This window comes from Streptomyces sp. NRRL S-1022, from assembly GCF_000720135.1.
In the GTDB taxonomy this organism is placed as follows: Bacteria; Actinomycetota; Actinomycetes; order Streptomycetales; family Streptomycetaceae; genus Streptomyces.
In genome coordinates, this window is record NZ_JOIU01000017.1 from 96,652 (window position 1) to 122,161 (window position 25,510).

Annotated in this window: 27 protein-coding genes and 2 pseudogenes; 19 read left to right on the plus strand and 10 right to left on the minus strand. The window is 71.1% G+C overall.

Annotation, left to right across the window (positions count from 1 at the left end; translation table 11 throughout):
• Window positions 1-210: 210 nt before the first annotated feature.
• The 4 genes and pseudogenes from IG05_RS0124840 to IG05_RS47965 form a co-directional block, all read right to left on the minus strand.
• Window positions 211-1,482, minus strand: coding sequence for a hypothetical protein (locus IG05_RS0124840; protein WP_037814624.1), 1,272 nt, complete (start codon window positions 1,480-1,482; stop codon window positions 211-213).
• 190 nt (window positions 1,483-1,672) lie between these two features.
• Window positions 1,673-2,125 (minus strand): annotated as a pseudogene (locus IG05_RS0124845) (DinB family protein); the annotation flags it as partial.
• 74 nt (window positions 2,126-2,199) lie between these two features.
• Window positions 2,200-4,032, minus strand: a complete 1,833-nt coding sequence (locus IG05_RS0124850) for a glycoside hydrolase family 6 protein (RefSeq protein ID WP_030345916.1) — start codon at window positions 4,030-4,032, stop codon at window positions 2,200-2,202.
• 43 nt (window positions 4,033-4,075) lie between these two features.
• On the minus strand, window positions 4,076-4,252 hold the full coding sequence (locus IG05_RS47965) for a hypothetical protein (RefSeq protein WP_158839013.1): 177 nt from the start codon (window positions 4,250-4,252) through the stop codon (window positions 4,076-4,078).
• Between the two features lie 372 nt (window positions 4,253-4,624).
• On the opposite strand from IG05_RS47965, the pseudogene IG05_RS45645 reads away from it, so the two are divergent.
• Window positions 4,625-4,850, plus strand: a pseudogene (locus IG05_RS45645) (glycoside hydrolase family 48 protein); the annotation flags it as partial.
• Between the two features lie 432 nt (window positions 4,851-5,282).
• Window positions 5,283-6,305 (plus strand): LacI family DNA-binding transcriptional regulator, encoded by a 1,023-nt coding sequence (locus IG05_RS0124860; RefSeq protein ID WP_030345918.1) that lies wholly within the window; start codon window positions 5,283-5,285, stop codon window positions 6,303-6,305.
• A gap of 75 nt (window positions 6,306-6,380) precedes the next feature.
• Here IG05_RS0124860 and IG05_RS0124865 read toward each other — a convergent pair whose 3' ends face one another.
• Complete coding sequence (locus tag IG05_RS0124865; RefSeq protein ID WP_051790232.1) at window positions 6,381-7,292, minus strand: expansin EXLX1 family cellulose-binding protein; 912 nt, start codon at window positions 7,290-7,292, stop codon at window positions 6,381-6,383.
• 175 nt (window positions 7,293-7,467) lie between these two features.
• Here IG05_RS0124865 and IG05_RS0124870 point away from each other — a divergent pair, with 175 nt between their 5' ends.
• From IG05_RS0124870 to IG05_RS50305, 6 genes are all read left to right on the plus strand, one after another.
• Window positions 7,468-7,977: a GNAT family N-acetyltransferase gene (locus IG05_RS0124870; RefSeq protein WP_030345921.1), complete on the plus strand. Its 510-nt coding sequence runs from the start codon at window positions 7,468-7,470 to the stop codon at window positions 7,975-7,977.
• A gap of 65 nt (window positions 7,978-8,042) precedes the next feature.
• Window positions 8,043-8,921 carry a GNAT family N-acetyltransferase gene (locus IG05_RS0124875; RefSeq protein WP_030345923.1) on the plus strand — a complete coding sequence of 293 codons (879 nt, stop codon included), beginning with the start codon at window positions 8,043-8,045 and terminating at the stop codon, window positions 8,919-8,921.
• Entirely contained in the window at window positions 8,858-9,256 is a 399-nt protein-coding gene (locus IG05_RS42520; RefSeq protein ID WP_078894446.1) for a MarR family winged helix-turn-helix transcriptional regulator, read from the plus strand. Before IG05_RS0124875 ends, IG05_RS42520 begins: the two co-directional genes overlap by 64 nt.
• 55 nt (window positions 9,257-9,311) lie before the next feature.
• Window positions 9,312-9,551, plus strand: a complete 240-nt coding sequence (locus tag IG05_RS0124885; RefSeq protein WP_030345924.1) for a hypothetical protein — start codon at window positions 9,312-9,314, stop codon at window positions 9,549-9,551.
• Window positions 9,551-9,928 carry a hypothetical protein gene (locus IG05_RS0124890; protein WP_030345925.1) on the plus strand — a complete coding sequence of 126 codons (378 nt, stop codon included), beginning with the start codon at window positions 9,551-9,553 and terminating at the stop codon, window positions 9,926-9,928. Before IG05_RS0124885 ends, IG05_RS0124890 begins: the two co-directional genes overlap by 1 nt.
• A 243-nt stretch (window positions 9,929-10,171) precedes the next feature.
• Entirely contained in the window at window positions 10,172-11,926 is a 1,755-nt protein-coding gene (locus tag IG05_RS50305) for a hypothetical protein (protein ID WP_051790236.1), read from the plus strand.
• A gap of 52 nt (window positions 11,927-11,978) precedes the next feature.
• Here the strand turns inward: IG05_RS50305 and IG05_RS0124900 are convergent, their stop codons facing one another.
• Genes IG05_RS0124900 through IG05_RS0124910 form a run of 3 tightly spaced genes read right to left on the minus strand, consistent with a single transcriptional unit; the run spans window position 11,979 to window position 13,966 of the window.
• Window positions 11,979-12,668 (minus strand): SDR family oxidoreductase, encoded by a 690-nt coding sequence (locus tag IG05_RS0124900; RefSeq protein ID WP_030345927.1) that lies wholly within the window; start codon window positions 12,666-12,668, stop codon window positions 11,979-11,981.
• Between the two features lie 42 nt (window positions 12,669-12,710).
• Entirely contained in the window at window positions 12,711-12,995 is a 285-nt protein-coding gene (locus IG05_RS47970) for a hypothetical protein (RefSeq protein WP_158839015.1), read from the minus strand.
• Entirely contained in the window at window positions 12,992-13,966 is a 975-nt protein-coding gene (locus tag IG05_RS0124910; protein ID WP_030345929.1) for a GlxA family transcriptional regulator, read from the minus strand. The genes IG05_RS47970 and IG05_RS0124910 overlap by 4 nt, the downstream gene beginning before the upstream one ends.
• Window positions 13,967-14,101: 135 nt before the next feature.
• On the opposite strand from IG05_RS0124910, the gene IG05_RS0124915 reads away from it, so the two are divergent.
• From IG05_RS0124915 to IG05_RS0124955, 9 genes are all read left to right on the plus strand, one after another.
• A complete protein-coding gene (locus tag IG05_RS0124915) occupies window positions 14,102-14,740 on the plus strand; it encodes an HD domain-containing protein (protein ID WP_030345930.1) in 639 nt (212 codons plus the stop codon).
• An 11-nt stretch (window positions 14,741-14,751) separates the two neighbouring features.
• Complete coding sequence (locus IG05_RS0124920) at window positions 14,752-15,672, plus strand: NADP-dependent oxidoreductase (protein ID WP_030345931.1); 921 nt, start codon at window positions 14,752-14,754, stop codon at window positions 15,670-15,672.
• Between the two features lie 257 nt (window positions 15,673-15,929).
• Window positions 15,930-17,153, plus strand: coding sequence for a PP2C family protein-serine/threonine phosphatase (locus IG05_RS0124925; protein ID WP_030345932.1), 1,224 nt, complete (start codon window positions 15,930-15,932; stop codon window positions 17,151-17,153).
• Window positions 17,154-17,181: 28 nt separating this feature from the next.
• Window positions 17,182-17,553 carry an STAS domain-containing protein gene (locus tag IG05_RS0124930; RefSeq protein WP_030345934.1) on the plus strand — a complete coding sequence of 124 codons (372 nt, stop codon included), beginning with the start codon at window positions 17,182-17,184 and terminating at the stop codon, window positions 17,551-17,553.
• A 207-nt stretch (window positions 17,554-17,760) separates the two neighbouring features.
• Entirely contained in the window at window positions 17,761-18,306 is a 546-nt protein-coding gene (locus tag IG05_RS0124935) for a hypothetical protein (protein WP_030345936.1), read from the plus strand.
• A 175-nt stretch (window positions 18,307-18,481) separates the two neighbouring features.
• Window positions 18,482-18,685 (plus strand): cold-shock protein, encoded by a 204-nt coding sequence (locus tag IG05_RS0124940; RefSeq protein ID WP_030345937.1) that lies wholly within the window; start codon window positions 18,482-18,484, stop codon window positions 18,683-18,685.
• 201 nt (window positions 18,686-18,886) lie between these two features.
• A complete protein-coding gene (locus IG05_RS0124945; protein ID WP_078894428.1) occupies window positions 18,887-20,305 on the plus strand; it encodes a serine/threonine-protein kinase in 1,419 nt (472 codons plus the stop codon).
• Between the two features lie 126 nt (window positions 20,306-20,431).
• The gene (locus IG05_RS47975; RefSeq protein WP_158839017.1) at window positions 20,432-20,635 is read left to right on the plus strand and encodes a hypothetical protein; all 204 of its coding nucleotides are present in this window, start codon (window positions 20,432-20,434) and stop codon (window positions 20,633-20,635) included.
• A gap of 15 nt (window positions 20,636-20,650) precedes the next feature.
• Window positions 20,651-21,520: an alpha/beta fold hydrolase gene (locus IG05_RS0124955; RefSeq protein WP_030345940.1), complete on the plus strand. Its 870-nt coding sequence runs from the start codon at window positions 20,651-20,653 to the stop codon at window positions 21,518-21,520.
• A 42-nt stretch (window positions 21,521-21,562) separates the two neighbouring features.
• Here IG05_RS0124955 and IG05_RS0124960 read toward each other — a convergent pair whose 3' ends face one another.
• Together IG05_RS0124960 and IG05_RS0124970 are read right to left on the minus strand one after the other, a co-directional pair.
• Window positions 21,563-22,552, minus strand: coding sequence for a magnesium and cobalt transport protein CorA (locus IG05_RS0124960; protein ID WP_030345941.1), 990 nt, complete (start codon window positions 22,550-22,552; stop codon window positions 21,563-21,565).
• A gap of 518 nt (window positions 22,553-23,070) precedes the next feature.
• A complete protein-coding gene (locus IG05_RS0124970; protein ID WP_051790238.1) occupies window positions 23,071-23,490 on the minus strand; it encodes an ATP-binding protein in 420 nt (139 codons plus the stop codon).
• A 241-nt stretch (window positions 23,491-23,731) separates the two neighbouring features.
• On the opposite strand from IG05_RS0124970, the gene IG05_RS0124975 reads away from it, so the two are divergent.
• Complete coding sequence (locus tag IG05_RS0124975; protein ID WP_078894432.1) at window positions 23,732-24,871, plus strand: YihY/virulence factor BrkB family protein; 1,140 nt, start codon at window positions 23,732-23,734, stop codon at window positions 24,869-24,871.
• A gap of 48 nt (window positions 24,872-24,919) precedes the next feature.
• Window positions 24,920-25,468 carry a phosphatase PAP2 family protein gene (locus tag IG05_RS0124980; protein ID WP_030345944.1) on the plus strand — a complete coding sequence of 183 codons (549 nt, stop codon included), beginning with the start codon at window positions 24,920-24,922 and terminating at the stop codon, window positions 25,466-25,468.
• Window positions 25,469-25,510: the final 42 nt, after the last annotated feature.

Genomic DNA, 25,510 nt, shown 5'->3' on the forward strand with positions numbered 1-25,510 from the left:
AGTTCGCCCACCGCGAGGCCCGGATCCACCGGGAGCCGGGCCAACGCCACTTCTTCCTGCGCTTCTCGGACGGTTCGTGGCTCAACCCGGGGCGGCTGGCCGACAGCGAGGACGCCGAGCACTTCCTGAAGGCGATCAGCGCCTGACACCCGCCGGACCTCGCACTCAGGACCTCCGCGGTCCGGACCTCCGCGCTCGGCCCTGCGCGACTCAACTCGTGCAGGCGTCCGGGCCGTTCTCGGCGAAGGACTGCTTGGTGCAGTAGGTGACGGTCGGGTAGTAGTCGCCCATCACCTTCGCCGGGTCGTCGCCCTTGCCGATGTCCTGGATGGCGTTGCGGAAGTCGCCGGCCGGCAGCATGTTCCGGAACAGCAGCAGGCTGGAGACGTCGGTGGGCCCCCAGTCGATCCATGTCACGCCCTTGTCCGTGGTCGCGTCGGCGGGCCGGTCCCGCTTGGTGGAGACCACGTAGGTGTAACGCCCGTTCTTGTCCAGGGCCGTCTGGAAGTCCGCGGCGCAGGAGCTCACCGGGTAGGGCAGTTGCCACTGGTTCTGGCAGAGGGACCAGTACCTGAGCTGTGTCCTGGTGAGCACCGACTGGCCGTTGACGGTGTCGGGGAACGTCGGCGCCTTGCCGCGGACGACCGCGACGCGGCCGGACTTGTAGGCGAGCGGCGCGCACAGGTACTTGTTGTACGGATTGGGGAACAGCCCGAGCACCTTGGTGGGCGGTGCGAAGCCCGGATCACTCGGCGTGAACTTTCCGCAGCCTGCGAACTTTCCCGCGGGCGCGTTGTCCTTCACGAGCTTCCTGAGCGTATCGGCGAGCGGTCCCGACGGTCCCTGCGCGGAATCCGCCCTGGGGCAGGTCTTCATGGCGCTCGGGCCGCTGCCCTGACGCTGCACCGACAGCGTCGGCAGCGGAACTCCGCCTGCCGGGTCGGATTCGTTGTCGGGGACGTAGATCCGCAGCACCAGGAAACCGGCACCGGACGCCGCACTGTTCGAGGTCGCGGCGATGGTGTCGGCACCGGAACCGGCCGCGACTCCCGGTTTCAGCGTCACCTGGTAGCGGTGGTGCGCCGGATCCGTGCCCGCGTCCGGGACGGCGAACGGGTTCTTGCTCCCCGGACGGGGGGAGATCTGGTAGTCGGCGAGGGCGTCGACAGGCGCGCCCTTGGTGTCGTACGCCGTCAGCGCGGTGAATCGGGCGGACGGGTACGTTCCGTCCACCACGAGTCGGTCGCCCTTGCCCAGGCGGTAGGGCGTCAGCCAGTACGTCGCGTTGGTCTCGGGGAAGGCGAAGTTCAGCCTGCCGGGCCGGACGACGGCCGGCCAGGCGCAGGGACTGCCCGACGCGGTCACGGTCACACCGGCGTGGGCCGGGGCAGCAACGGCTGCGGAGGGCGTCGCCGGCACGGCGACGACCCCCAGGCACGCCAGAGCGGACACGGTCAGGTGTCGCCAAGGAGCACGCAGCATGATGCCCCTCCGTCCGTGGGTGGCGCGGGCTGCGGAAAGGGCGTCCCGGGGGCCTACCGCGCGTTCCGGGGGAGGACCCCCGGAACGGGCCGCGCACGGGCCCGGTCCCAGGACGCAACCGCCGCCATCAGTCTCACTCCGTTCCCACCCCCGTGCAACGCGGCACCGCGGCTCCTCCCGCAACCGGCACTCACTCCCCGGAGAGCGGCCGGGCGCGGTAGAGGTCGCGCAACAGGGCGACCTCGGCGCCGTGGTGCAGCACTTCCTGGTTGACCCACCACACGATGCCGAGGAGCGGTTCCTCCGCGTCGCTGCCGTACGGGTAGGTGCAGTACCCCACCGTGTCCAGCGCGGCGTCGTCGACGCCCAGCAGCGTCTTCCGCCAGGCCGCGGCACCGGCGCCGAAGGCCGCGCCCGCTCCCGCGGCGTCCCCGCTGACGCGGTGGTCGTCCCGGGTCAGCGTGTGACTGCCGGCGGTGTGGTCGGCGCGCAGGGCCGGCATTTCGGCGAGGTGGCTCAGGCGCCACGCGATGGTCGTGAAGGGGGGCGGCCAGGGATGCGGGTCGGGGGCGGCGTCGCGGCCCCAGTCGCCGGTGCCGGCCAGGAAGGTCAACGACAGCGTGCGTGGCCGCGCCGGCCGGCGCACCCGCTCAACGGGTCCGCCGGGGCCGGTCCGTGCAGGGACCGGCCCCGGCGGGGGCTCACCGCCTCGGAGTGTTACGGCAGGGGCGGGTAGGCGTTCTGCAGCAGCTGCTGGAACTGGGCGGAGAACCAGTGTCCGGCCAGGGGCGCACCCGGCAGGGCACCGGTGGGGCTGTTGCCGTTGCGGGCGTTGCCGCCGTAGGTGGGGTCGCACATGCGGTCGAAGCCCTTGCCCTCGTCGTTGGAGACGGCGGAGCTGGAACCGTCGGACTCCCCCGGGGGCTTGACCCAGACGTAGGCGTCGATGCCGGCGGCCGGGGCCGCGGTGGGCCGCTGGCCGAGACCGGCACCGCTCTGGTTGCACCAGTTGCCGGCGTGGATCCGCCGGTCGACACGGCCGCCGTTGACGTAGTCGTCGACGGAGGTCAGGGGGCCGGGCTTGGTGGGACGGGCGGAGCCGCCCCAGCCGTTGCGGGAGGTGTCGATGAGCATGCCGAGACCGGAGTTGAACCCGGCACCGACCAGCTTGTCCCGCAGGGCGACGGCGAAGGACTGCTCGTCCACGTACTGGTTCCAGTCCACCCACTTCGACTGGCGCACGGTCTGGCCGTTGACGCTGTCGGTGACCTTGAAGTTCGGTTCCGTCGTGGGGCTGTAGTTGGCGGTGTTCACGATGAAGCCGGCCACGTCGTTGACGCTGGCGCCGTTCGTCGTGGCGACCCTCGCGAACTCCTGCACCGCCGGGGCGAGGTTGCTGTCCCAGCCGAGCCAGCCGTGGTGACCGGCGTCGATGTAGTTGTAGACGTTGGGGATGGCACCGAGCTTGTCCAGTGCGTAGGAGACGCCCTTCTCGTAGTTGCCGTTGCTCTTCATGGTCACGCAGGCGTCGGTGGTGGAGTTGGTGCCGCCGGCGTTGGTGATCAGGTTGGGCAGGGAGTCGGGTTCGATGACGGTGGCGATCCGGAGGGAGGCGTACTTGGGGTCGGACAGGATCGAGGCGATGGGGTCGATGTACTGGCTCTTGTACTTGTCGATCTCGGTCGGGCCGAGTTCGCCGTTGGAGGCGAGGGCGGCGCAGTCGCGGCCGGGCAGGTCGTAGATGACCAGCTGGACGACGAGATCACCCGAGCCCTTCTGCTTCAGGGCCTCGTCGAGGTGGGCGCGCAGGCCCATTCCGCCGCTCACCCCGTTGATCGCGGCGATGCGGTCGAGCCAGACGGCGGTGGGCTGGTTGGAGACGCGGCTGCCGCCGGGCTCGGCGGCAGCCTTCGCCGACCACTCGGGGTTCACGTACGCCTTGGCCCCGACGTAGGGGTTGTCGACCTTGCCGCCGGAACCGCCGTTGTCCCCACCGGTGCTCCCGCCCGTGTCACCACCGGTACTTCCGCCGGTGCTGCCACCCGTGGAACCGCCGGTGCTCCCGCCCGTGTCACCGCCGGTGCTGCCACCTCCCGTGCTGCCTCCCGTGCTGCCTCCCGTGCCCCCACCGTTGTCGACGTTGCAGGTGACGCCGTCGAGGGTGAAGGCGGTGGGGACGGTGTTCGTGCCGCTGTAGGTGCCGTTGAAGCCGAAGCTGACCGAAGCGCCGGTGGCCAGGCTGCCGTTGTAGCTCTCGTTGGCTGCGGTGACCGCGGTGCCGCTCTGGCTGACCTTCGCGCTCCAGCCCTGGGTGACCTTCTGGTTCCCGGTGTACGACCACTTCAGGGACCAACTCGACTTGGCCGCCGCGTTGTTCGTGAGGGTGACGGCGGCGGTGAAGCCGGTGTCCCACTGGCTCTGCACCTTGTAGTCCACCGAGCAGGGGACGGAGGTGACGGCGGCACCGGCCGGTGTCGTGAGGAGCGCCGTCCCCGAGGCTCCGGCGAGCACCGCCAGGGCAGCGAGGAACGACAACTTGGTACGACTCATCAGTGCGGATTCCTTCGTTTCGATGGCTTCTTGTGGGGTGGGCTTACGACAGGTCGTGGTCGGACCACTTCACCGACCTGGTCGACGAATCCGTGTGAGCAGGACACTGGTGGGTGACGGCGTACTCCACCGTGCAGGCGAGCGCGGCTCCCTGGGGCGAGCCCACCGGGCCGGCCACGCCGATGACGAGCGTGGCCGCACCGGCGGCGGCCGGCAGCACTGAACGCGGGGGTGTCGCATGAGCGACTCCTTGCAGTGTGGCGCCGTGACGGACGCGTCGACTGAATGGAACCGCTCCCACTGGTGCGAGGGACGGTAGCGCCAACTGCGCTGCTTTCACAGGGCTGTTGCTTAACTTTTCTTAGATGGTCCGCTTCTGACGATTCAACTTCTCAACGTCTTGACCGAACCGGCCCTGATCCTCACTATGGGAGCGCTCCCACTGGTTCAAGCCTTGTTCCCCCACGAGCCGCAACCCGCAAGGAGAGACCGGAACGATGGATCCCGGACGTAAGCGCAGAGCTGCGCGCCCACTGTGGAACGCCGTGGCGGCCGCATTCGCCCCACCCCTGACGATGCTCGCCACCGGCAGCAGAACCTCCTCGCCGCCTACGCGCTCAGCTCGGTTGCGGATCTGAAGCGCAAGTCGGCCAGGGGTGCTGCGGACTGGGGCAAGTCGCAAGCAGCGGCAGCTGGAGTCCTACCGTTGGCGGCAGTCCGCCGAAGGCGCCATCGCCGGCGGTGCCACCAACAGCTGGGCCGGACGCCACGCCGCCCCACCGGCCGGTACCTGGTCCATGGAACGCGTCGCGGAGTACTCCTCGGCATGGGCTCGTACGCGGAACTTCTCGAATGACCCCCGCCCACCCTTCCGTGTACCCGGCCCCGCCGCACCACGACAGAGCCCACCAGGCCGGGCGGCCCCACCCGCGCAGGGGACCGCCCGGCCCACACACACGCTTCAGCTCCGCTCACACTGCGCGGGCCGGCACTATCCGGTGGGCGGGAGCGCGGCCCGGCTGGGAGCGCTCCCAGGTCCGGGCTGTCCGCTCTCGCCGTTCCTCCCCCCACGCGAAGCCGGCGCATGTGACCGGACCCTTCGGGCAGCGACGAGCAGTGACGACGGGCGAGCCGGACGACCGAGTACTTCCCGTGATTCCTCCTGACCGGAACCCAACTGATTACTTGCGGAAGCGGTGTTGCCCGGTTCGCGGGCCCGTAAGATCAGTGATCTCGTGGGGGAGGTGGTCATGGTCAAGCGACGCCCTGGTACGCCGACGCTGGAAGAGGTGGCCGCCCATGCCGGGGTGGGGCGGGGCACGGTCTCCCGAGTCATCAACAACGCGGCCGGTGTGAAGGAGTCGACACGCCGGGCCGTGCAGCAGGCCATCGAGGAGCTGGGGTACGTGCCCAATCTCGCGGCCCGCTCCCTGGCCGGGCGGCGGGCCGACGCCGTGGCCCTCGTCCTCACGGAGCCGGACTGGAGGCAGTTCGCGGAGCCGTTCTTCTCCGAGATCGTCCGTTCGCTCGGAGACGCGCTGGTGGACACCGGGATGCAGCTGCTGCTGACCCTGGTCCGCTCCGAGGCCGAACGGCAGCGCTTCCTGGAGTACGCCCGCGGCGGCCGTGTCGACGGCATCCTGTTGATATCCGTGCACGCTAATGATCGGTTGCCGGACATGCTCGCCGAGGCACGGTTGCCGACCGTGCTGCTGGGGCGCCGCTCGGGTGACGAGTACGTCAGTTACGTGGACGCCGACAACGTGGGCGGTGCCCGAAGCGCCGTATCGCACCTGCTGGAACGGGGCCGTAGAACCATCGCGACCATCACCGGACCGCTCGACATGTACGCCGCCCAGTCCCGGCTGCGCGGCTACCAGGATGCCCTTGCGCTGGCCGGGCTGAAGGTCACGCGATCCTTGGTCGCGGAGGGCGACTTCACGGAGGACAGCGGGCGCCGGGCCATGGCGGAACTCCTGGAACGGCACCCGGAGATCGATGGTGTCCTCGCCGCGTCGGACACGACGGCGGTGGGGGCCCTGCACACGTTGCGCGCGGCGGGGCGACGGGTGCCGGAGGATGTCGCCGTGATCGGCTTCGACGACTTTCCGCTGGCGCAGAGCACGAAGCCGCGCCTGACCACGGTGCGTCAGCCGCTGGAGGAGATCGGCCGGGCCATGGTCAGGCTGCTGATGGAGGAGATGGAAGAGCCGGCCGTGGCCTGGCGGCACGTGATCCTCCGTACGGAACTGGTCGTCCGCGAGTCGTCCTGACGACCGTCTTCCGCTGCCGGAGGAGCGCCCGACCGGCCCCCGGCCCCCCGTCCCTCCTTCGCGCGAGCGGAGGCGTCAGTGCCGGGCGAACTGGACGCGGGTGGGCTGTACGACGTTCGGCCGCAAGGCCATGCCGCCGACGGTCAGTTGTTCCCCGTAGATGTCCGTGAGTCTGATCGTGCCGCCGCATCCGCCGCCGTCCGCGGAGATGAAGTAGTCGTAGTCGGTGCGGGGCAGCCGCCGCCAGCCGCCCGCGGTACGGACTTCCAGCCGTGCGACGGGATTCCGGTGGCCGATCGCCTGGACACCGCACCAATAGCGGCTGGACCCGGTCTTGTACCTGAGGGAGACCGTGTCGGACGTGTCGGGACTCACCAGGCTCCAGGTGATCGGGATCCGTCCGAGTTCGGGGGCGGCGAGCTTGGCGAAGGCCTGTTCACTGAGGTCGAGTTGCCCGGGTGCGCAGGGAAGCGGGCATTCGTTGGTGATGCGCACGGTGACCGAGGCTCCGTTCGCCGCGCGAACGCGCACGTACGCGCCGCACGCCTTGGACGTCTCGTAGTCGGTGGTGTTCATCGCCGCGATCATGAGGTCGGTGCTCGGTCCGAACAGGCAGGCGCCGTCTCCGTTGCCGGCCTGGTAGGAGGTGGCGACGCCTCGGTAGGTGGTCCCGGGCCTGATCCGTCCCGCGAGCGATGTCGTGCCGGAGGCCGTGCGCGGGGGTTGCGGGGTGCGGGTGGACGAGGGCTTCGTCGTCGCGGTGGCCGCGGCGGGCGTCGGGGTCGGTGAGCCGGCCGGGGTCGCGGAGGCGGTCGAGGCGGCCGGGGAGGGGGCGCTCGACCTGGTCGCGGTGGTGGCTCCGGTTCGGGGGGTGGTGACGGAGGCGGCCGCGGCGGGCTGTGCATCGGCCCGGTGGCCGGGGCGCATCGCCACCACCAGGTAGGCGAGAAGGGCCGTGGAGACGAGCCCCAATACCGTACCCAGCATGATCCTGCGTCTGTGCCTGCGCTGCCGCGCGGCCTGCCGTGCTGTCTTCATACCCGTCCGTTCGGAAGATCGAGCCGATGGTGCACTCCCTGGTGGCCACCGGAGGCGCAAAGGTTGCCGCCGGATTCCCGGAGTTCCGCCGGCCGGCGGCCGGCGGCCGTGCGAGGATCGCCGCGTGAATGATCTACGACTCCGCACGGCCACCGAGGCCGACTCGGCTGTCCTCGTCCGGCTGCGTGACGACGCTGCACGCTGGATGGTGGCCCGCGGTATCACGGGGCAGTGGCGGCCGGGAGAACTGGACGAGGACCACTTCGGCCGGGTCATGGCGCACGGCGAGGTCTGGCTCGCTGAGATCGGCGGTCGTGTCGCCGGCGCCTGGGAGCTGTGGTGGGACGACGAGGCCGCCTGGGGTTCGCAGCCGCCCGTAGCCGGATACGTGCACCGGCTCATGGTGGACCGGTGCGTCGCCGCGCCCGGAACGGGGAGACTGCTGCTGAGTGCCGCCGAGCGCAGAGTTGCCGAGGCGGGACGGACATGCGTGCGTCTGGACTGCCTGGCCGGCAACGCCCCGCTCAACTCCTACTACCAGCAGGCCGGTTACCGCATCGTGGGCCACAAGAAGGGCAAACCGCAGCCGAACGGGCCGGCCAAGTCCTTCACCCTGCTGGAAAAGGAGCTTTGACCGGAGATCGGGGCGCGTCCGCGGCAACCAACCCACCGCATCGCACGGATCAGGGACGATGAAGTATGCGCCCGGAGGACTGGCACCTCACCGAAGACATCGACGAGTTCCTCGCCCGAGCCGGCGACTTCCTGCGCTCGCGCCCCGCCCTGCACAACACGCCGCTGACAGTACTGGAGAGACTGCGCACGCGCGGGTCGGACGCGTACGGCGCGGGAGTCACCGTCTTCGGACGGCTGGAGTCAGGGGGTGAAGTCCGCGCCGCCTTCTACCGCCTCGCGACCCGGCGGGTGACGCTCACCCCCCTCACCACCGAGCAGGCCGACACCCTCGCCGCCCGTCTGACCGGCCTCGGCCGCCCGGTGTCCGGCGTCACCGCGGACCACGACACCGCCACCGCCTTCGCCGAGGCATGGCAGCGGCACACGGGCGCAACGGCCGAAGCGCACTGGTGGGGCCGTCTGCACCGGCTCGGTCCGCTCACGCCGCCGGAGCCGCGTCCCGAGGGCCGGGCTCGTCTCGCGGGAGAACACGACCATGAGCAAGTCATCCGGTGGTGCAACGAGTTCGCCGCCGACGTGGGGGAGGCCCCCACCCTGGACGCCGACTCCTGGCCCGACTCCCGCTTCGCCGACAAGCACTTCACCTTCTGGGAGGACCCGGACGGCACCCCCGTCTCCATGGCCGGCTCGACTTCCCTGGTCGGCGGCATGATCCGAGTGGACCCCGTCTACACCCCGGCCCACCTCAGGGGCCGCGGCTACGCAGGCGCCGTGACCGTCGAGGTGACCCGAACCGCACTCACCGCAGGCGCGACGGACGTCGTCCTGTTCACCAACCCGGCCAACCCCACCAGCAACGCCCTCTACCAGCGCATCGGATACCTTCCGATCGCGGACTTCACCGGCTACAGGTTCTCCCAGGACGCACGGGACGCCGGCTAGGGACGCGCGGATCGGTCGGAGCATCGCGGCACGTCGGCGCCGACGCCGCCACCATGACCCGCACCATCCAGCGCCTGGAGAAGGCCGGCTTCGTGCGCCGTGTGCGCTCCACCAGCGACAAGCGGTCCGTCCTCGTCGAACCCACCGCCGCCAGCCAGGCCCTGCGCCAACAGGTCGAAGACCTCTGGGCCCGCCTTGAGGACTACGTGGCCGGCGACCTCACCGACACCGAACGCGGCGAGACCGTCGCCGTCCTGGAACGCCTCGAAACCGCCCTGGCCGCCCACCTCGGCGACGCCGAACCGCCCTCGCGCCCCGGTACGCCCGACGCCTGAGACGCCTGGCCGGACAGCCGGGTGCGATATCGGTAACAGCTGTTACCATGCCGGTATGGCGAAGACACAGCTGGGTGCGCGCGTGGACGAGGACATCGCGGAACTCGCGAGGAAGCGCGCCGCCGACCTCGGACTGAGCATCGGCGACTACCTCGCCCGGCTCGTGCAGGACGACGCCAGCGGACTGCGCGCCCGCGCGGTCGACGCGGCCGCCCGGTTCCTGGCCGACCACCAGGCCGTCTTCGACGAGGCCGAACAGGAGCAGCAGACGCCTCCGGGAGCGCGCGCGGCCTGATGGAACTGCACATCGACGTCCCCTGGATCCTCCAGGTCGCCGAGGCCGCCGGCGCGAACGACCCGGCCCCCGACGACTACGGCGTTCCCGTCTCCGCGATCGCCCGCCACCGGGCCGAACTGTTCGAGCAGCCCGTCTACGACGGTCCCTACGCCAAAGCAGCCGCCCTGGTGCACACGCTCGGCCGATGCCGCTGGCTGGAGCGCTCCAACCTCGCCGTCGCCGCGGCCACCGGCGTGATGTACCTGGAAGCCGCGGGGATCCCCGTCAAGCCCGCCCGCGAGGACGCCATCGCCCTCAAGGACCTGCTCCTCGACCCCACCTGCACCGCCGGCCGGATCGCCGCCTTGCTGCGGACATGGCCCACCGCCACCTGACGCCGTCGCCGTATCGGCAGCCTTCGGTTCCACCGGGCCGGCCGCACAGCTACCGACCCGGCACGGGTGCGTCAACAGGGGCCGGATGCGGGACCAGACCACCGGCGATAGCATGAAAACAGCGGCCGCGCGAGCCCAGTCAACCGGTGGCCGAATCCCCGTGGCGTCGCTTTCCTTCCTCCGTGCGCCTTCGTGTTGCTCGTTCTCTGGGCCCGCAGACTGCGGGAAGGGAGACAGAACACGATGAGTGAGACGGACACCCTCGTCGCCGTCGAGAAGGCCGAAGTGGGCTACCACGAAGGGTTCTCGAACGGCCACTACAACAACCATCAGAAGTTTTCTCCCGCCGTTCCCGGACTGGAGTGGTCGCAGAACCAGTCATGGTGTCAGACCTTCCAGTCGTGGGCCTTCCAGCAGGCCGGACTGAAGAGCCTGGCACCTGTGACCGCGTCCTGCGCGACGGCGGTCGACTGGTACAAGAGCCGCGGCAGATTCTCGTTCTACCCCGCCATCGGGGCGATGGTGTTCTTCGGCCACACGGGAGGCGAACACGTCGGACTCGTCTACAAGTACGACGCGGACTACGCGTACACCATCGAGGGGAACACCAACGCCAACGGTTCCTCCGAGGGCGACGGGGTGTACCGGAAGAAGCGGGCCCGCCGGGACAGCAACCTCTACGGATACGGACTGCCGAAGTTCGCGGAGGGCATCGTCACGGCCGACCCGGGTCTGAAGGGCAAGCCCGGATACACGTACATGGCCGCCGCGTCGTCCCGCGAGGCCCAGCCCCTGCCCGTGGCAGAGGCCGAAGAGGCGCTGCCGTGGGTGTCCTCGCACCAGCTCGCCTGGGCGGCCACTCATCCCACGGCCGAGGAACAGACCGCGGGAAACGGCTCCGGCCCCACGGCGGACGACGTCGCTCACGTACAGGATGCGTTGGAGAAGGTCCTGGGTGTCGCCCCCGACGACCCGCACTCCCTGTTCGAAGCGGAGACACAGGAGCTCTTCGAACGGTTCCGGAGGGAGAAGCTGGGCTACGGCGAGGCGGACGGCCATGGCGTTCCCGGCACGCGGGAGCTGGTCGAACTGGGCAGGCAGTCGGAGCTGTTCAACGTCAGGGCGGGTTCGTCCCCGGCCGTCGAGCAGCCCTGGGTCAGCTTCAACCAGGTGGTCTGGGCGTCGACGCACAGTGCCGAGGAGGAGCACGCCCAGCCGGACGGCAGGGCCGGCCCGAAGGCCGACGTGGCGCTGGTGCAGGAGGCGCTGGAGAGGGTCATGCACACGGTCGTGACCGATGAACGCGGGATCTTCGAGGCCGCCACCCAGGACCTCTACGACGAGTTCCGTCGTGCGGTGCTGCACTTCTCCGGCAGTGACGCCGCCGGGACACCCGGCGTGCAGTCGCTGACGGAACTCGGGCAGTTCGCCGGGCTGTTCCGGGTGCACGCCGGTTTCCCGGTGGACGGGGCCACGGTTGCCGCCGCCGTCGAGACCATGGGGCAGCTCGACCCGAAGCAGGTGACGTTCCACCGGCACCTGCCCGACGGCAAACTGGAGGACTGGATCGCCCAGGCGTGCACGGCGGCCGGGGTCCAGGCGAGCGGCTACTGGGTGAAGGGCTTCAGGACAGCCGTCGCGCGCGAGTCCTCCGGCAACCCCAACGCCTGCAACATGTGGGACCGCAACGCCGTGACGCCGGCCGGCTTCAGCAAGGTCAAGGATTTCGGGGACGGCTATCTGCGCGACGGGCGGATCATCCGGCTGAACGGAACCCTCACGCACTTCCAGTGCTCCCGGGGCATCGTGCAGTGCATTCCGCAGACGTTCGCCCAGCGCCACGCTCCCGGCACCTCGGTGAACATCTACGACCCCGTGGCATGCATCGCCGCCGCGATGCGGTACGTCCGCAGCCGGTACGGCGTCGCCGTCGACGGGTCCGATCTCGCCAAGAAGGTCCAGCAGTTCGACCCCAACCGGCGTCCCCACGGGTACTGAACAGGCGCCACCGCGGGGGCCAGGGGCGACCCCGGACCCCGCCCTACGGCGCCTACCAGGGAAGCCGCCCCGCCTGGTCGAAGTAGCCGCCGGTCGGGCCGTCCGGCCCCAGCCGAGCCATCCGGACGATGATCTCGGCGCCTTGCTCGACGCTCTGCATGCCCTGGTGCCGGTTCAGGTCCGTCGCGGTGTATCCGGGCTCCACGGCGTTGATCCGCATGCGCGGGAACGCCTTGGCGAACTGCACGGTGAGCATGTTGACCGCGGTCTTGGAGGTGGGGTAGGCCACCCCCGGATACCCGTCGCCGGCCCGGGCCAGCGAGGCCAGGCCGCTGCTGACGTTGACCACGACCGGCGCGGCGGATTTCTCCAGCAGCGGCAGGAAGGCGTGGGTCACCCGGACCAGGCCGAAAACGTTCGTTTCGAACACCTCCCGCAACACGTCGGCGGTCAGTTCCGCGGCACCGATGATGTCACCCCCCGGTGACCGCACCTCGATCCCGGCGTTGTTGACCAGGACGTCCAGGCCGCCGCCGGCCTCGACGGTGGTGACCGCCGCGGCGACCGACGCATCGTCGGTGACGTCGAGTTGCACGAACCGGGCTCCCAGCTCGGCCGCGGCGGCCGTGCCCCGTTCGATGCTGCGTGCTCCCAGCCAGACGGTGTGGCCCGCGGCGATCAGACGGCGGGCGGTCTCGTGACCGAGGCCCTTGTTGGCCCCGGTGATCAGTGTGGTGGTCATGGGACACAGCTTCCTTCCGGGCTGATGCGATCGACCAGTGGTTTACGGCGCGGGGCAGTCACCGGGGCAATGGTTCCGCGTGGCCCGAGCACCGCAGCATTCGGCGTGTTCCGCGCGTGCGGCGGAAAGGTCGTCGCGGTCGTCGGCGGAGAGCACCACGACGGCGTGCACCAGCTTGTCGCCGTCGGCGTCTGCGAACGTCCCGCCGGACTCGGCCCGGGGCGGGGCACCGCCGCACGCCTCTGGCTCACGGTCGCCCACCGCGTCGACGGCGAACCCGCCGGCCAGCCCGTGGGGCTCACCACCGGCACCGCCACGGGGCGTCACCCTGTCTCCTCACGGCGGGCGGTGGCGAACCGGCGCTGGTAGGCGGCGGGACTGATGGACAGCTCCCGGGCGAAGACGCGGCGCAGGCTCTCGTAACTCGGGAAACCGGACAGGGACGCGGCCTGCGTCGCGGTGTGCCCCTGGTCGAGCAGCGACTTCGCGATGTCGAAGCGGATCGACTCGACGTACCGGGCCGGTGTGGTGCCCAGCTCCTCCCGGAACAGCCTGGTGAGGTGACGCGTACTGACGTTGAGGTGACCGGCGAGTTCGGCGAGGGAGTAGGTGCCGGCCGGGTCTGCCGTGACCAGGTCGACCACCCTGCGCAGGGCGGGCGAGCGGGGCGGTGGACCCTGCAAGGGTGCGGAGAACTGGGACTGGCCGCCCGCACGGTGCAGGTAGACCACCAGAGAGCGGGCCACCTCACGGCTGACGTCGGGACCGTGGTCCTCCTCGACGAGGGCGAGCGCGAGGTCGATCCCCGCGGTGACGCCGGCCGACGTGTACGTCGTGCCGTCGCGCACGTAGAGGGCGTCGGGCTCGACGCGGGCCTTCGGGTACCGCGTGGCGAGTTCGCCCGCGATCTTCCAGTGGGTGGTCGCCCGTTTCCCGTCCAGGAGGCCCGTCGCGGCCAGCACGAAGGCACCGGAGCACACGGAGGCGACCCGGCCGGCCCGGGCCGCCAGATCTCGCGCCGCGTCGGCCAGGCCGCGCGGGACGGGGGTCCGGGGATGGACGTCTCCGCCCGGCACCAGGAACGTGTCGGGGTCCGGCGCCGTGGCGGCGCTGCCGTCGACGGCTACGCGCATGCCGATCGAGGAGACGACGTCGGCGCCCGTCGTCGACACCAGGGCGATCCGGTAGTCGGCGCCGAGCAGATTGGCCTCACCGAGCACCTCGGCGGGGCCGGCGACGTCCAGCAGTTTGACCCCGTCGTAGACGAGGATCGCCACCCGATGCGTGCCGGTGCTCACGGGCCCATCCTGAGGTGACCGGATTCGAGTGGTTCATGGCCGGACCGAGGCGGCGCGGGGTGTCGCGTGGTCGGCACTGTGGGAAACGGACGCACCGTCCACTCGTAGCACATCGCATCGGAAAGCACGGACCTCATGACCGACATCATCGCAGGAGTGGAAATACCCGGTACCTCGGCCGTCGCGGCGGCCACGGATTTTCTCCGGGAAAGGACCAGCCCACTGATCTTCCACCACTCCCGGCGCGTATTCCTCTTCGGTTCCCTCCATGCGCGCGAGCTGAACCTCCGGCCCGATCCGGAGCTTCTCTACATTTCGGCGATGTTCCATGACACGGGCCTTTCGATCCCTTTCTCCGACACGCAGCAGCGTTTCGAGCTGGACGGCGCCGACCACGCGCGGACGTTCCTGCGCGACCGCGGTTTCCCCGAGAGCGCCGCCGAGACCGTCTGGAGGGCGATCGCCCTGCACACGACACCCGGCATTCCCGGCCGGATGGAACCCGAGGTCGCCGCCACGAACTACGGCGTACTGACCGACGCGGTCGGCTGGGGACTGGACAGGCTGGCGGACGACCGGCTGGACGAGATCGTCGCGGCTCATCCCCGCGGTGATTTCAAGAAAGAATTCCTGCAGGCATTCGTCGACGGGCTCAAAGACCGCCCGGACACCACCTACGGGACCGTCAACGCCGACGTCCTGGAACATTTCGTTCCCGGTTTCCGCCGTACGTCCATGGTGGAGCGCGTCATCAACGCTCCCTGGCCCCGCTGAAGGGAATGCTCATGCGAGCCGTCACAGTCCGCGATCGCGAGGCCGGAATCACGGGGCTGACCCTGGAGGACCATTCCCACCCCCACGCCGCCGAGAACGACGTCATCGTCCGGGTGCACGCCGCGGGCTTCACCCGGGGAGAGCTCGACTGGCCCGCCACCTGGACCGACCGCGCCGGCCGCGATCGCACCCCGAGCGTGCCCGGCCACGAGGTCTCGGGGGTGGTGGCGGAACTCGGATACGGGACGACCGGCCTCACCGTCGGCCAGCGGGTCTTCGGGCTGACCGACTGGACCCGCAACGGCTCGCTCGCCGAGTACGTCGCCGTGGAGGCCCGTAACCTCGCCCCGCTCCCCGCCGGCATCGACCACGCGGCGGCCGCCGCACTGCCGATCTCCGGACTGACCGCGTGGCAGGGCCTGTTCGACCACGCCCGTCTCGCCACCGGCCAGACCGTCCTGATCCACGGGGCCGCCGGCGGTGTCGGCTCGATCGCCGTACAGCTCGCTCGCGAAGCGGGCGCCCGTGTGGTCGGCACGGGCCGCTCCGGCGACCGGGACACCGTGCTCGGTCTGGGCGGACACGCGTTCCTCGACCTGGAGACCGACCGGTTGGAGGACGCCGGCCAGGTCGACGTCGTGTTCGACGTGATCGGTGGCGACATCCTCGACCGCTCGGCCTCCCTGGTACGGGCCGGCGGCACGCTGGTCACCATCGTCATGCCGCCCGAGGTCCGGCCCAGGGACGGGCGGGCGGTCTTCTTCGTCGTCGAACCAGATCGTGCCCGGCTCGCCGACCTCGCCGCGCGGCTGAAGGACGGCCGGCTCAAGCCGGTCGTAGGCGCTGTGCTGCCGCTCGCCGAGGCCCCCGCCGCGTTCGCCGCCGGCCGGCGCGCCCGGGGCAGGACGATCATCCGCGTCACGCAGGACTGAACACACCGGCCTTCGCGGACGGGCAGGGCGAAACCGGCGCGAGGGGCGGGACACGGCCAATAGTGAGGCGCCGCGGAGGGGGTGGTCCGCGATGATGGAACGGTGTGGTCGCGCAACTGCGGGCAGCGCCGCGCGCGGTGCCTGATCACTGCTCGCGAGGGCCGGAAAGGGGTCGTCGATGCGGTGTCCTCGTACGGAGCCGGTGCATGTCGTCCGCGCTTCCACCGCACCCTGCCGGCGGAGCGACGGTGCCCGCCATGGCTGACAGGGGCACGGCCGCGCCGGCGCTGATACGGATGGTGCAGGCCAGCCACACCGTCACGCTGGAGCAGCTGCCCGGCCTGATCGCGGAGCACGCCGCCGCGGCCGGGATGCACGACGCGGCCGTCTACGTCGTCGACATCCGTGAGACGGTGCTGCGCCGGCTCACCGGCCGGGGACGCGACGCTGCGGGCGGCGGCGAGGAGTTCACCGTCCAGGGCAGCCTGCCGGGTCAGGCGTACCAGCGTGTCGAACTGCTCGCCGAGTCGGGGTGGGACGGTGCGCCGGGCGGGCGGCGGCGGTGGTGGGTCGCCATCACCGACGGTGTGGAGCGGCTGGGTGTGCTCCGGGCCGACACCGACACCGATGACGAGCCCACCCGTGACGCCTTGCGCGATCTGGCGTCGACGACGGCTCTGCTGCTGCTCAGCAAGCGTTCCTTCAGCGACTCCTACGCACGGCTGGTGCGCACCGAGGCGATGAACGTCGCCGCCGAGATGCAGTGGAACCTCACCCCGCCCAGCGCCTATGCGGGACACGACGTCACGGTGGGTGCGGTGATGGAACCGGCGTACCAGGTCGGCGGCGACGCCTTCGACTACGCCGTGGCCGGCACCACCCTGCACCTGAGCGTCTTCGATGCCATGGGCCACGACACGACCGCCGGTATCACCGCGAACGTCGCCGTGGCCGCCTGCCGCAACGCCCGCCGCCAGGGCGCGTCGCTGATCGAGACCAGTGAGCAGGTGGAACGGGTGCTGCTGGAGCAGTTCAGCACCAGCCGCTACGTCACCGGCATCCTCGCGGACCTCGACATGGCGAGCGGTCGGCTGACCTGGATCAACCGCGGCCACCACCTGCCGGTCCTCATCCGGGAGAACCGCTGGACGACGGAGCTGGCCTGCCCGCCGGCCGGCCCCATGGGTGCGGATCTGCGCCTGCCGGTGACCCAGTGCACCGAACAGCTGCAGCCCGGTGACCGCCTGCTGCTGTACACCGACGGGGTCGTGGAGGCCCGCGACGTCCGGGGGGCCGAGTTCGGGCGGGACCGGTTCGTCGACTTCATCCGCCGCCAGCACGCCGGCCGGCACACCTTGCACGAAACCCTGCGGCGGCTCATGGCGGCCGTCCTGGACCACAACGACGGGCGACTCGCCGACGACGCCACCGTCCTGCTCGCCGAGTGGCGCGGGAGCGACCACCGCGGGCTGACACCATGAGACGCGCTCGCCCAGGCAGGAGAATCGCGTGAGTAGCGAACCACCCACCTCGCACCCGCGACGGGGCCCCACTGTGGACGTACAGCTGCGCGCGCTGGCCCCCGACCGCCGTCTCGTGACCGTCAGCGGCCAGCTGGATCTGCACACCGCCCAAGGGCTCGCCGACGCTCTGGAGCCGCTGCTGGGCGGCCGTGACCAAGCGGTGCTGGTGGACCTGTCCGGCGTCACGTTCCTCGACTCGACCGGCCTCACCTGTCTGATCACCGCCTACCGGACCGCCCGGACGACCGGCGCCCGCCTCGCGCTGATCGCCCCGAGCGCGCCGGTGCGGACGATGCTGGAACTCACCGGCGTGGACCAGGTCCTCGACGTCTACCCCGCCGTGGACGCCGCACCCTGACGTCCCGCCGTACGCCACGGGGCCGAAGGCCACGTCAGCCGCGGCGGACTCGATGCCGGGATGCGGCCGGGCCGGGGCCATGACCTCGGCGGCCCGGCCGGACTGTGCGACGGCCGTGCCGAAGTCCGGGCGCGTCGCACATCGCACGGGCGATATCGCGGTACCCGTGACGACGGAGACCGGTCCGGCAACCGAAGGAGTCCGCAGATGAACGCCCCTGTGAAGCCCGGCGCGCACCACGGCCGCCACACCGGGCAAGGTGTCGACGTGAAGTTGCTCGGCATCTATCTCAACGACCACCTCGCCGGCGCCACCGCCGGCACCCAGCGCGCCGCCCATCTGGCGCGCACCTCCCGTGGCTCCGCGCTCGGGCGCGCACTGCACCCCGTCGCGGCGGAGATCGCCCAGGACCGGACGACGCTGATCAGCATCATGGGCGACCTCGGCGTGCCCGTGCGCCGCTACAAGGTGTGCGCGGGGTGGGTGGGCGAGAGGGCCGGACGGCTGAAGCCGAACGGCCGCCTGGTAAGCCGTTCCCCGCTCGGCGTCCTGCTGGACCTGGAGGCGCTGCGGCTGGGGATCGAGGGCAAGGTGGCCCTCTGGCAGACGCTGCGCCGGCTCGGCGCGTCGGAAGAGCGGCTCGACCCGGCCCGGCTCGACACCCTGCTGGAACGGGCCCGGCGACAGCAGACCACGGTCGAGGAGTGGCGGGTCCGCCAGGCGGAGGAACTGCTGCACGGAACGGCCGGATGAGCCCCGCTGCCACGGATTCGTGTCACCCGGTCATGTCACCCGGTCGGCGGCACAAAAGCGTGTTGGGCGGGTAAAGCGCGCGTCATCGGGTACATCGTGTGCGGCTCCTGTTGGTGAAGAGCCGGAGCACGCCCGGACCATGGGCTGCTCCCGGGTATGGACGAAGGATCATCTGATGGCCAGCGGCACTGTGAAGTGGTTCAACGCGGAGAAGGGCTTCGGCTTCATCTCGCCGGATGGCGGAGGCCCCGACGTCTTCGCGCATTACTCCGAGATCCAGGGCAGCGGATTCCGCGAGCTCACCGAGGGCGAGCACGTCACTTTCCAGATCGGGCAGGGGCAGAAGGGGCCGCAGGCTCAGAACATCGTCCGCGGCTGACCGGGGGAACAGGTCGGAACGAGGCGGTTGCCCTTCGGGGCAGCCGCCTCGGCGCGTTGCTCCGGACGCCTGCGGGGCGTCGGCGGTCAGGCATCGGATCTGACCGGACCGGGGTACTCCGGCAGCTCACGGGTACGCGTGTGCGGCGCCCTCTTGGAGGCGCACCTGTGGGCAGCACTCGGGGAAGCAGTAGGAGATGGCATGAGGCTCCGCCAGTCGGCTCTGGCACCGTTCCGGTGTTCCGCACAAGTGCTGGGCGGCCGGTACCGCCTGGACGCGGTCGTCGGCTCGGGCGGCGCCGGTGACGTCCACCGCGGCTTCGACCTGCGTCTGCAACGACCGGTGGCCGTCAAGCTCTTCCGCGCCGGTACCGGCGGCGACCGGGAGGACGGCTTCCACAACGAGGCGGTGATCCTCGCCCGGTTGCGGCACCCCGGCCTGGTCACCGTCTACGACGCCGGGCGGTACGACGGACGTGCCTACCTCGTGATGGAGCTGATCGACGGCCCCACGCTGAAGGCCCGCATCGCCGCGAGTCCCCTGGCCCCCGCGGAGACCGCTGCCCTCGGAGCCGGCCTCGCACGTGCTCTGGCCCACGCCCACGACGCGGGGATCGTGCACCGTGACGTGAAACCCTCGAACATCATCCTGGACGCGTCCGGCCGCCCCCACCTGACCGACTTCGGCATATCCCGGCTGCTGGACGAGACCACCCACACCACCACCGGCACACTCGTCGGCACGGCCGCCTACCTGTCTCCCGAGCAGGTGCTCGGCAGGACCGTCGGCCCGCCCGCCGATGTGTACGCCCTCGGGCTGGTGCTCCTCGAATGCGTCACGAGCCGCCTTGAGTACGACGGTGTCCCCCTGGAGGCCGCGATCGCACGGCTGCACCGTCCGCCCCGACTGCCCGACTCCCTGCCGGTGGAGTTCGCGGACCTGCTGCAGCGCATGACCGCCCTGGAGGCGCAGGACCGCCCCTCGGCCGACGACTGCGCCCGGACTCTGGCCGCCCTGGCCGACACGATCGGGCCCGGGCCCGTCCCGCCCCCGGCCGACGTCACGAGCCTGGTGCCCAGGCAGGCGCCGGCGCGCAGCGACCTCACGCACCCGTACGCGCCGCACGCCGCCGGCACGGCCCAGCCGAGGACCGCGTCGGCGCGCGGACGCCAGCTGGTCCTCGGCACGGCCGCCGCCGTGGCGGCCGCAGTCGCCGCCACACTCGCCGTGTCCGACGGACCCGCGCACCACGAAGCGGCACGGGCGGTGACCGCCCCCTCCGCGAAGGCCGGCACGCCGGGCGCGTCCACTCCCCGCGCCGAGGAGCGCTCCGCCCCGGCCGAGCCCGTCGGCCGCGACGTCCCCGCCGTACGGCTGCAAGCCCTCAGTTCCGATCCGACGTCCACCCCCACCCCAGCCGCCGTCCGGAACCGGGAGCCGGCCGCCGACGCGGGCGCCCACGGCGCCACCCTCCCCGCCCCACAGGCCGCGGTGACGCGGACGCACCCCGGGGCATCGCACGGCAAGAAGGGGGCGCACGCCGCCGGCAAGCGATCCGACAAGTCCCGGAACGCCGAGAAGGCTCACCACAAGAAGCCCCGGAAGAAGCATGGGGACTAGCCGCACGCGTCCGGTGCCCGTCGGAGACGGTCGGCGAGCCCGTCACCGTAACCATCCGGTGGGACGGGCGCGAAGACGCGGACCACGCGGTGCTGGTGCCAGCGGCCCCGTCGGCGCTCCGGGAGCATGGGGCCCCCACCGCGTACCCGGCGGGTGACGCCGGGGGAGCGGACCTGCGGTGGCGGAGGAGCCGCCGGACTACCGGACGCCGACGAGGCGCACTGGCTCCAGGAGAAGGCCCGCGGGGTCCGCCAGGGCTTCATGGATCCGAAGCAGAGGGCGGCGTCCGGGGAGTTCCTCGCCCGGCACGCGTCCCGCGACGAGCAGTGACGGGAGATTCGAGACGTGTTCGAGGGTTTCGGCACCACGCAGGTCCAGGTCGGCGACGCATCGGTCTTCGTCCGTCACGGCGGTGAAGGGCCGCCGGTGGTGCTGCTGCACGGCCACCCCCGGACATCCGCGACCTGGCACCGCGTCGCCCCGCTCCTCGTCCGGCGCGGCTTCACCGTGGTCTGCCCCGATCTCCGGGGCTACGGCCGCTCCACCGGCCCGGCCCCCACCGCGGACCACGCCGGGTACTCCAAACGGGCCGTCGCCGGTGACGTGGCCGAGGTGATGCGCTCCCTGGGCCACGCCCGGTTCGCGCTCGCCGGACACGACCGCGGGGGCGGTGTCGCGCTGCGTCTCGCGCTCGATCACCCCGACGCGGTCTCGCGGGTGGCGCTGATCGACTGCCTGCCGCTCACCGAGCACCTCTCCCGCATCACGACCGAGTTCGCCACGCGGTGGTGGCACTGGTTCTTCTTCGCCCAGCCGGACATCCCCGAGCGGGTCATCAACGCCGACCCGGACAGCTGGTACCGCGGGGATCCCCGGAGCATGGGACAGGAGAACTACGACGAGTGGCGCGCGGCCACCAGGAACCCCGACGTGGTGCGGGCGATGCTGGAGGACTACCGGGCCGGCCTCACCGTCGACCGGCGGCACGAGGAGCACGACCGTGCCGCCGGGGTCCGCATCCGCTGCCCGGCACTGATCCTCTGGTCGCTCCAGGACGACCTGGAGGACCTGTACGGGGACCCGGTGAAGATCTGGCGCCGGTGGGCACCGGACGTGCGGGGCCACGGCATCGACTCCGGTCACCACGTGGCCGAAGAGGCTCCGGAAGCGCTCGCGTCCTCCCTTGCCGGCTTCTTCGCCGGACGGCCTGCCTGAGCAGCCCGAACGGCGGGCCGTCCGCCTGCGTCCGCCGGCCCGTCACAACCAGCCGTTGCGGCGGAACGCCCGGTACAGCAGTCCCGCGCCGAGGGCCATCACGGCGAGCGCGCACGGATAGCCGTAACGCCAGTCCAGTTCGGGCATGTGGGAGAAGTTCATGCCGTAGATGCCGGCGACCATGGTGGGGATGGCGAAGATGGCCGCCCAGGCGCTGATGCGGCGCATGTCGTCGTTCTGCCAGGTGCTCACCTTGGCGAGATGGGCGTCGAGGACGGAGGCGAGCAGGTCGTCCAGGGCGCGGACCTCGGTGTCGGTGCGGGTGAGGTGGTCCGTCACGTCACGGAAGTACGGCAGGACCTGCCGCGGCCAGCCGTCCCGCGCCGTGGTGAAGGGCTGCACGACGGGGACGAGGGGCTGGACGGCGTCGCGGAACTCCACCACCTCGCGCTTGAGCGAGTAGATCTGCTCGGTGAGGTCGTCGCGGGCGGGCGAGAAGACGCACCGCTCCAGCTCCGTCAGGTCCGTGCGCACCTGGGCGGCGGCCTCGGCGTACGCGTCGACGATCACGTCGGTCACCGCGTGCAGGACGCCGACCGGCCCGAGCCGTGCCATGTCCGGCTGGTCAGCGAGCCGGCGCGCGGCCTCCACCGTGGGGTCGTTCGCTCCGTGCCGCACGGTCAGCGCGAAGGACGGTCCGAGGAAGATCATCACTTCGCCGGTTTCCACGTCCGCGCTCCGCTCGACGAACCAGAGCGTCTTCACGGCGACCGCGAGGACGTCGCCGTAGTGCTCCTGCTTGGGCCGCTGATGGGCCTGGACCGCGTCCTCGATCGCCAGCGGATGCAGGTCGAGGTACTCGCCCAGCCGCTCCACTTCCTCCTGGCGGGGTTCGTCCATGCGAATCCAGGCGAACTCGTCCGGCTTCAGCACCGCCACGCGGTCCAGGGTCGCCTGGCAGCCCGCGTCCGCCTGCCGGCAGTCGATCTGCTCGTACTCGCCCGTCCGCTCTTGATAGATCACGCACTCCATGCCCCTTCTGATGCTTCCGTCGCCGCGATCCATGCTCGTGGGAGGGCAAAAGGTCTGCCGCGCCGGGCCATCCGCCCCCAGGTGGTCACCAGACCTTCACAAGAGCGGGCCGCTGGCCGGGAGCCAGCTGGAAACCCGGCGAGGTGTCGCCGGCTGGAGGGATCTGTCGCTGTGTTCGCCGTAGCCGTGTTATTGCTGCCCGTCCTGGGCGTGCTGCTGTACGGATTGGACCGCATCGAGGGCTGGTTGCAGGGCGGCCCACGGGTGGCACGTCACGCCCGTGGCCGTCATCTCCGACTGGTCCACAGCGCGAGTCGGTCACGTGAGCCGGTCGATCGGTCGCCGCGCCACCGCGACGTGGCCTGATCGCGTCGGCATGACAGCCGACCGTGGGGACACCCGCCCCGCGTTGTGTGTGGGGGGGGCCAGCCCGGCCGAGCTCCCCGAGTCCTGACTCGGGGAGCTCGGCTCTTTCCCGTCGTGGTGCGCCGGCGGTCGCCGCACGCCGCCTCCGCCTCTCAGGGCCGGCGGCGGGCGGTACTCCCGTGGGGGTCGTCGAAGAGGGCGATACGGGCGGTGATGCGCTTGCCGACCGGTTCCCGCTTCGCCTCGAAGCCCTGGACGACCGCCATCACGATCTCCAGTCCGTGCTGGCCCACCCGGCCGGGGTCGGCGGCCCGGGCCACCGGCAGCACGGGATCGCTGTCCCAGACCACCACCTCGACGACCTCGTCGGTGACGCGCAGATCGAGCAGCACCGGACCGGGCGCGTACTTGCGCGCGTTCGTCACCAGCTCGCTGACCACGAGCTGCGTGAGGTCCATCGCCCGCGCCGGGACGAGGATCCCGTGGTCGGCCCGGAGCCGCGTGAGGAACCCGGCCGCCAGATGGCGCGCCTCGGCGATGCACGCGCCGTCGCCGTCCAGCGCGGCCGACATCCGCCACGACTCCTGACCTGGGGCCGTGGGGCCCGTTTCACCGAGAAGGACTGTTCGCATCCCCACCGCCTTCGCCACCCCGTTCATACGCCCGCGTATACCCGCGATCGTCACCTGCACGCCTGCGCGTTCGCGGTCGACGCGAGAACGGATGCGCCGACGGGGCCGGGAGGGCCGCCGACGCGTGGCCGGTTCTCCCCGCGCAGGCGTAGACGGGGCCGTGAGGGGTTACCCGGCGCGTATGGCGAGACTGCACCTTCCAGGGCGGAAAGCGCACCACGGCGTCGACGAGGCGCAGCGCGAGGAGTCGGCACGAGAGGCCCGCGAGGAGCCGCGGACAGCACAGGCCCGCGAGGAGCCGCGGACAGCACAGGCCCGCGAGGAGCCGGCGCCGGAGGAGGCCGGGCCCGGGCCGGAGGTGGAACGCCGGGCACCGGACACGCCGACCGAGCTGCCCAAGCGGGCCTGGGGCGCCGTGTTCAAGGGTGCCCTGCGTGAGTTCCAGGACGACGAGCTGACCGACCGTGCGGCGGCGCTGACGTACTACGCCGTGTTGTCGCTGTTCCCGGCCCTGCTGGTGCTGGTGTCCCTGCTGGGCATCACCGGCAGGTCGGCGACCGACGCGGTGCTGGCCAACATCCGGAAACTCGCTCCCGGTTCGGCCCGGGACATCATCACCCGGGCCGTGGAGCAGTTGCAGAGCAGCACCGGCGTCGGTTCGATCATGGCGATCGTCGGCATCATCCTGGCCGTATGGTCGGCCTCCGGTTATGTGGCGGCGTTCATCCGCGCGGCGAACGCCGTCTACGACATGCCGGAGGGCCGCCCGGTGTGGAAGATCCTCCCGGTCCGGGTCGGGGTGACGGTCGTACTGATGGTCCTCGCCGTGGTCAGTGCGCTGATCGTGGTGTTCACCGGCGGCCTGGCCCGCCGGGCCGGGGCCGCGCTGGGGATCGGGAACACGGCGCTGACCGCGTGGTCGATCGCCAAGTGGCCCGTCCTCGTGCTCCTGGTCACCATCATGATCGCGATCCTGTACTGGGCGAGCCCCAACGCGAAGGTGAAGGGGTTCCGCTGGATCACCCCGGGCAGCTTCCTGGCCCTGCTGATCTGGATGATCGCTTCGGCAGGATTCGCGTTCTACGTCGCCAACTTCGCCTCCTACAACAAGACCTACGGCACCATGGCCGGCGTCATCGTCTTCCTGGTCTGGCTCTGGATCACCAACCTGGCCATCCTGCTCGGCCTGGAGTTCGACGCCGAGACCGTGCGCCAGCGGGCCATCGCGGGGGGCCTGCCACCGGAGACCGAGCCGTACACCCAGCCCCGCGACACCCGGACGTGGGACGAGGAGGACCGGCGTCGCCTGGGCGAGAAGTGACCGCGGATCTTGAGTGTGGGGCGTTGACCTGCGGGATATCCGCCTCCCATGAGGCTTCTAGCAGTGTTGAGCGACGTTGATCGGTCGCTGGCCCGACAGGCGGCCTGCCGCGTCCCGCCCCGTGTCGGCAAGGTGCTGTCGGCGGTCGAGGAGGCCGCCGAGAACACGAAGTTGTGGTGCGGCTCGGCCGCCGCGATGGCGTGGCTGGGCGGGTGGCGCGGCCGGAAGGCGGCGGCCGGGGGACTGGCCGCCCTCGCCGCGGCACAGCTGATCTCCAACGGGCTGTGCAAGCAGCTGGCCGACCGGCCCCGGCCGCCGAAGGAGTGGTTCCCCCACGACGAGGTCGACGACCGCCCCGACTCCTCCTCCTTCCCCTCCGGCCACACCGCCGCCGCGGTGGCCTTCACCGCTGCCGTGGCACCGACGTGGCCGGCCGCCGGAGCAGTGTGTGCCCTGCCGGCCGCGATGGTGGCGTTCGAGCGCGTGCAGAGCGGCGCCCACTACCCCAGCGACGTGGCGGCCGGCGCCGCCGTCGGCCTGGCCGGCGCCTGGCTCACCCGTCACGCTCACCGTCTGATCATTCGCCACTGGCGCTAGCGGTCGGGGAAGGCCGGATGCGACGACCTTAAATGGACGGTT

Bases quoted from the DNA above. Each gene is read 5' to 3' on its own strand.
- IG05_RS0124840 (WP_037814624.1), bottom strand. From the start codon at position 1,482: ATGCTGCGTGCTCCTTGGCGACACCTGACCGTGTCCGCTCTGGCGTGC.
- IG05_RS0124850 (WP_030345916.1), bottom strand. From the start codon at position 4,032: ATGAGTCGTACCAAGTTGTCGTTCCTCGCTGCCCTGGCGGTGCTCGCC.
- IG05_RS0124860 (WP_030345918.1), top strand. From the start codon at position 5,283: ATGGTCAAGCGACGCCCTGGTACGCCGACGCTGGAAGAGGTGGCCGCC.
- IG05_RS0124865 (WP_051790232.1), bottom strand. From the start codon at position 7,292: ATGCTGGGTACGGTATTGGGGCTCGTCTCCACGGCCCTTCTCGCCTAC.
- IG05_RS0124875 (WP_030345923.1), top strand. From the start codon at position 8,043: ATGCGCCCGGAGGACTGGCACCTCACCGAAGACATCGACGAGTTCCTC.
- IG05_RS0124885 (WP_030345924.1), top strand. From the start codon at position 9,312: ATGGCGAAGACACAGCTGGGTGCGCGCGTGGACGAGGACATCGCGGAA.
- IG05_RS0124890 (WP_030345925.1), top strand. From the start codon at position 9,551: ATGGAACTGCACATCGACGTCCCCTGGATCCTCCAGGTCGCCGAGGCC.
- IG05_RS50305 (WP_051790236.1), top strand. From the start codon at position 10,172: ATGAGTGAGACGGACACCCTCGTCGCCGTCGAGAAGGCCGAAGTGGGC.
- IG05_RS0124900 (WP_030345927.1), bottom strand. From the start codon at position 12,668: ATGACCACCACACTGATCACCGGGGCCAACAAGGGCCTCGGTCACGAG.
- IG05_RS0124915 (WP_030345930.1), top strand. From the start codon at position 14,102: ATGACCGACATCATCGCAGGAGTGGAAATACCCGGTACCTCGGCCGTC.
- IG05_RS0124920 (WP_030345931.1), top strand. From the start codon at position 14,752: ATGCGAGCCGTCACAGTCCGCGATCGCGAGGCCGGAATCACGGGGCTG.
- IG05_RS0124925 (WP_030345932.1), top strand. From the start codon at position 15,930: ATGGCTGACAGGGGCACGGCCGCGCCGGCGCTGATACGGATGGTGCAG.
- IG05_RS0124935 (WP_030345936.1), top strand. From the start codon at position 17,761: ATGAACGCCCCTGTGAAGCCCGGCGCGCACCACGGCCGCCACACCGGG.
- IG05_RS0124940 (WP_030345937.1), top strand. From the start codon at position 18,482: ATGGCCAGCGGCACTGTGAAGTGGTTCAACGCGGAGAAGGGCTTCGGC.
- IG05_RS0124945 (WP_078894428.1), top strand. From the start codon at position 18,887: ATGAGGCTCCGCCAGTCGGCTCTGGCACCGTTCCGGTGTTCCGCACAA.
- IG05_RS47975 (WP_158839017.1), top strand. From the start codon at position 20,432: ATGGGGCCCCCACCGCGTACCCGGCGGGTGACGCCGGGGGAGCGGACC.
- IG05_RS0124960 (WP_030345941.1), bottom strand. From the start codon at position 22,552: ATGGAGTGCGTGATCTATCAAGAGCGGACGGGCGAGTACGAGCAGATC.
- IG05_RS0124970 (WP_051790238.1), bottom strand. From the start codon at position 23,490: ATGTCGGCCGCGCTGGACGGCGACGGCGCGTGCATCGCCGAGGCGCGC.
- IG05_RS0124975 (WP_078894432.1), top strand. From the start codon at position 23,732: ATGGCGAGACTGCACCTTCCAGGGCGGAAAGCGCACCACGGCGTCGAC.
- IG05_RS0124980 (WP_030345944.1), top strand. From the start codon at position 24,920: ATGAGGCTTCTAGCAGTGTTGAGCGACGTTGATCGGTCGCTGGCCCGA.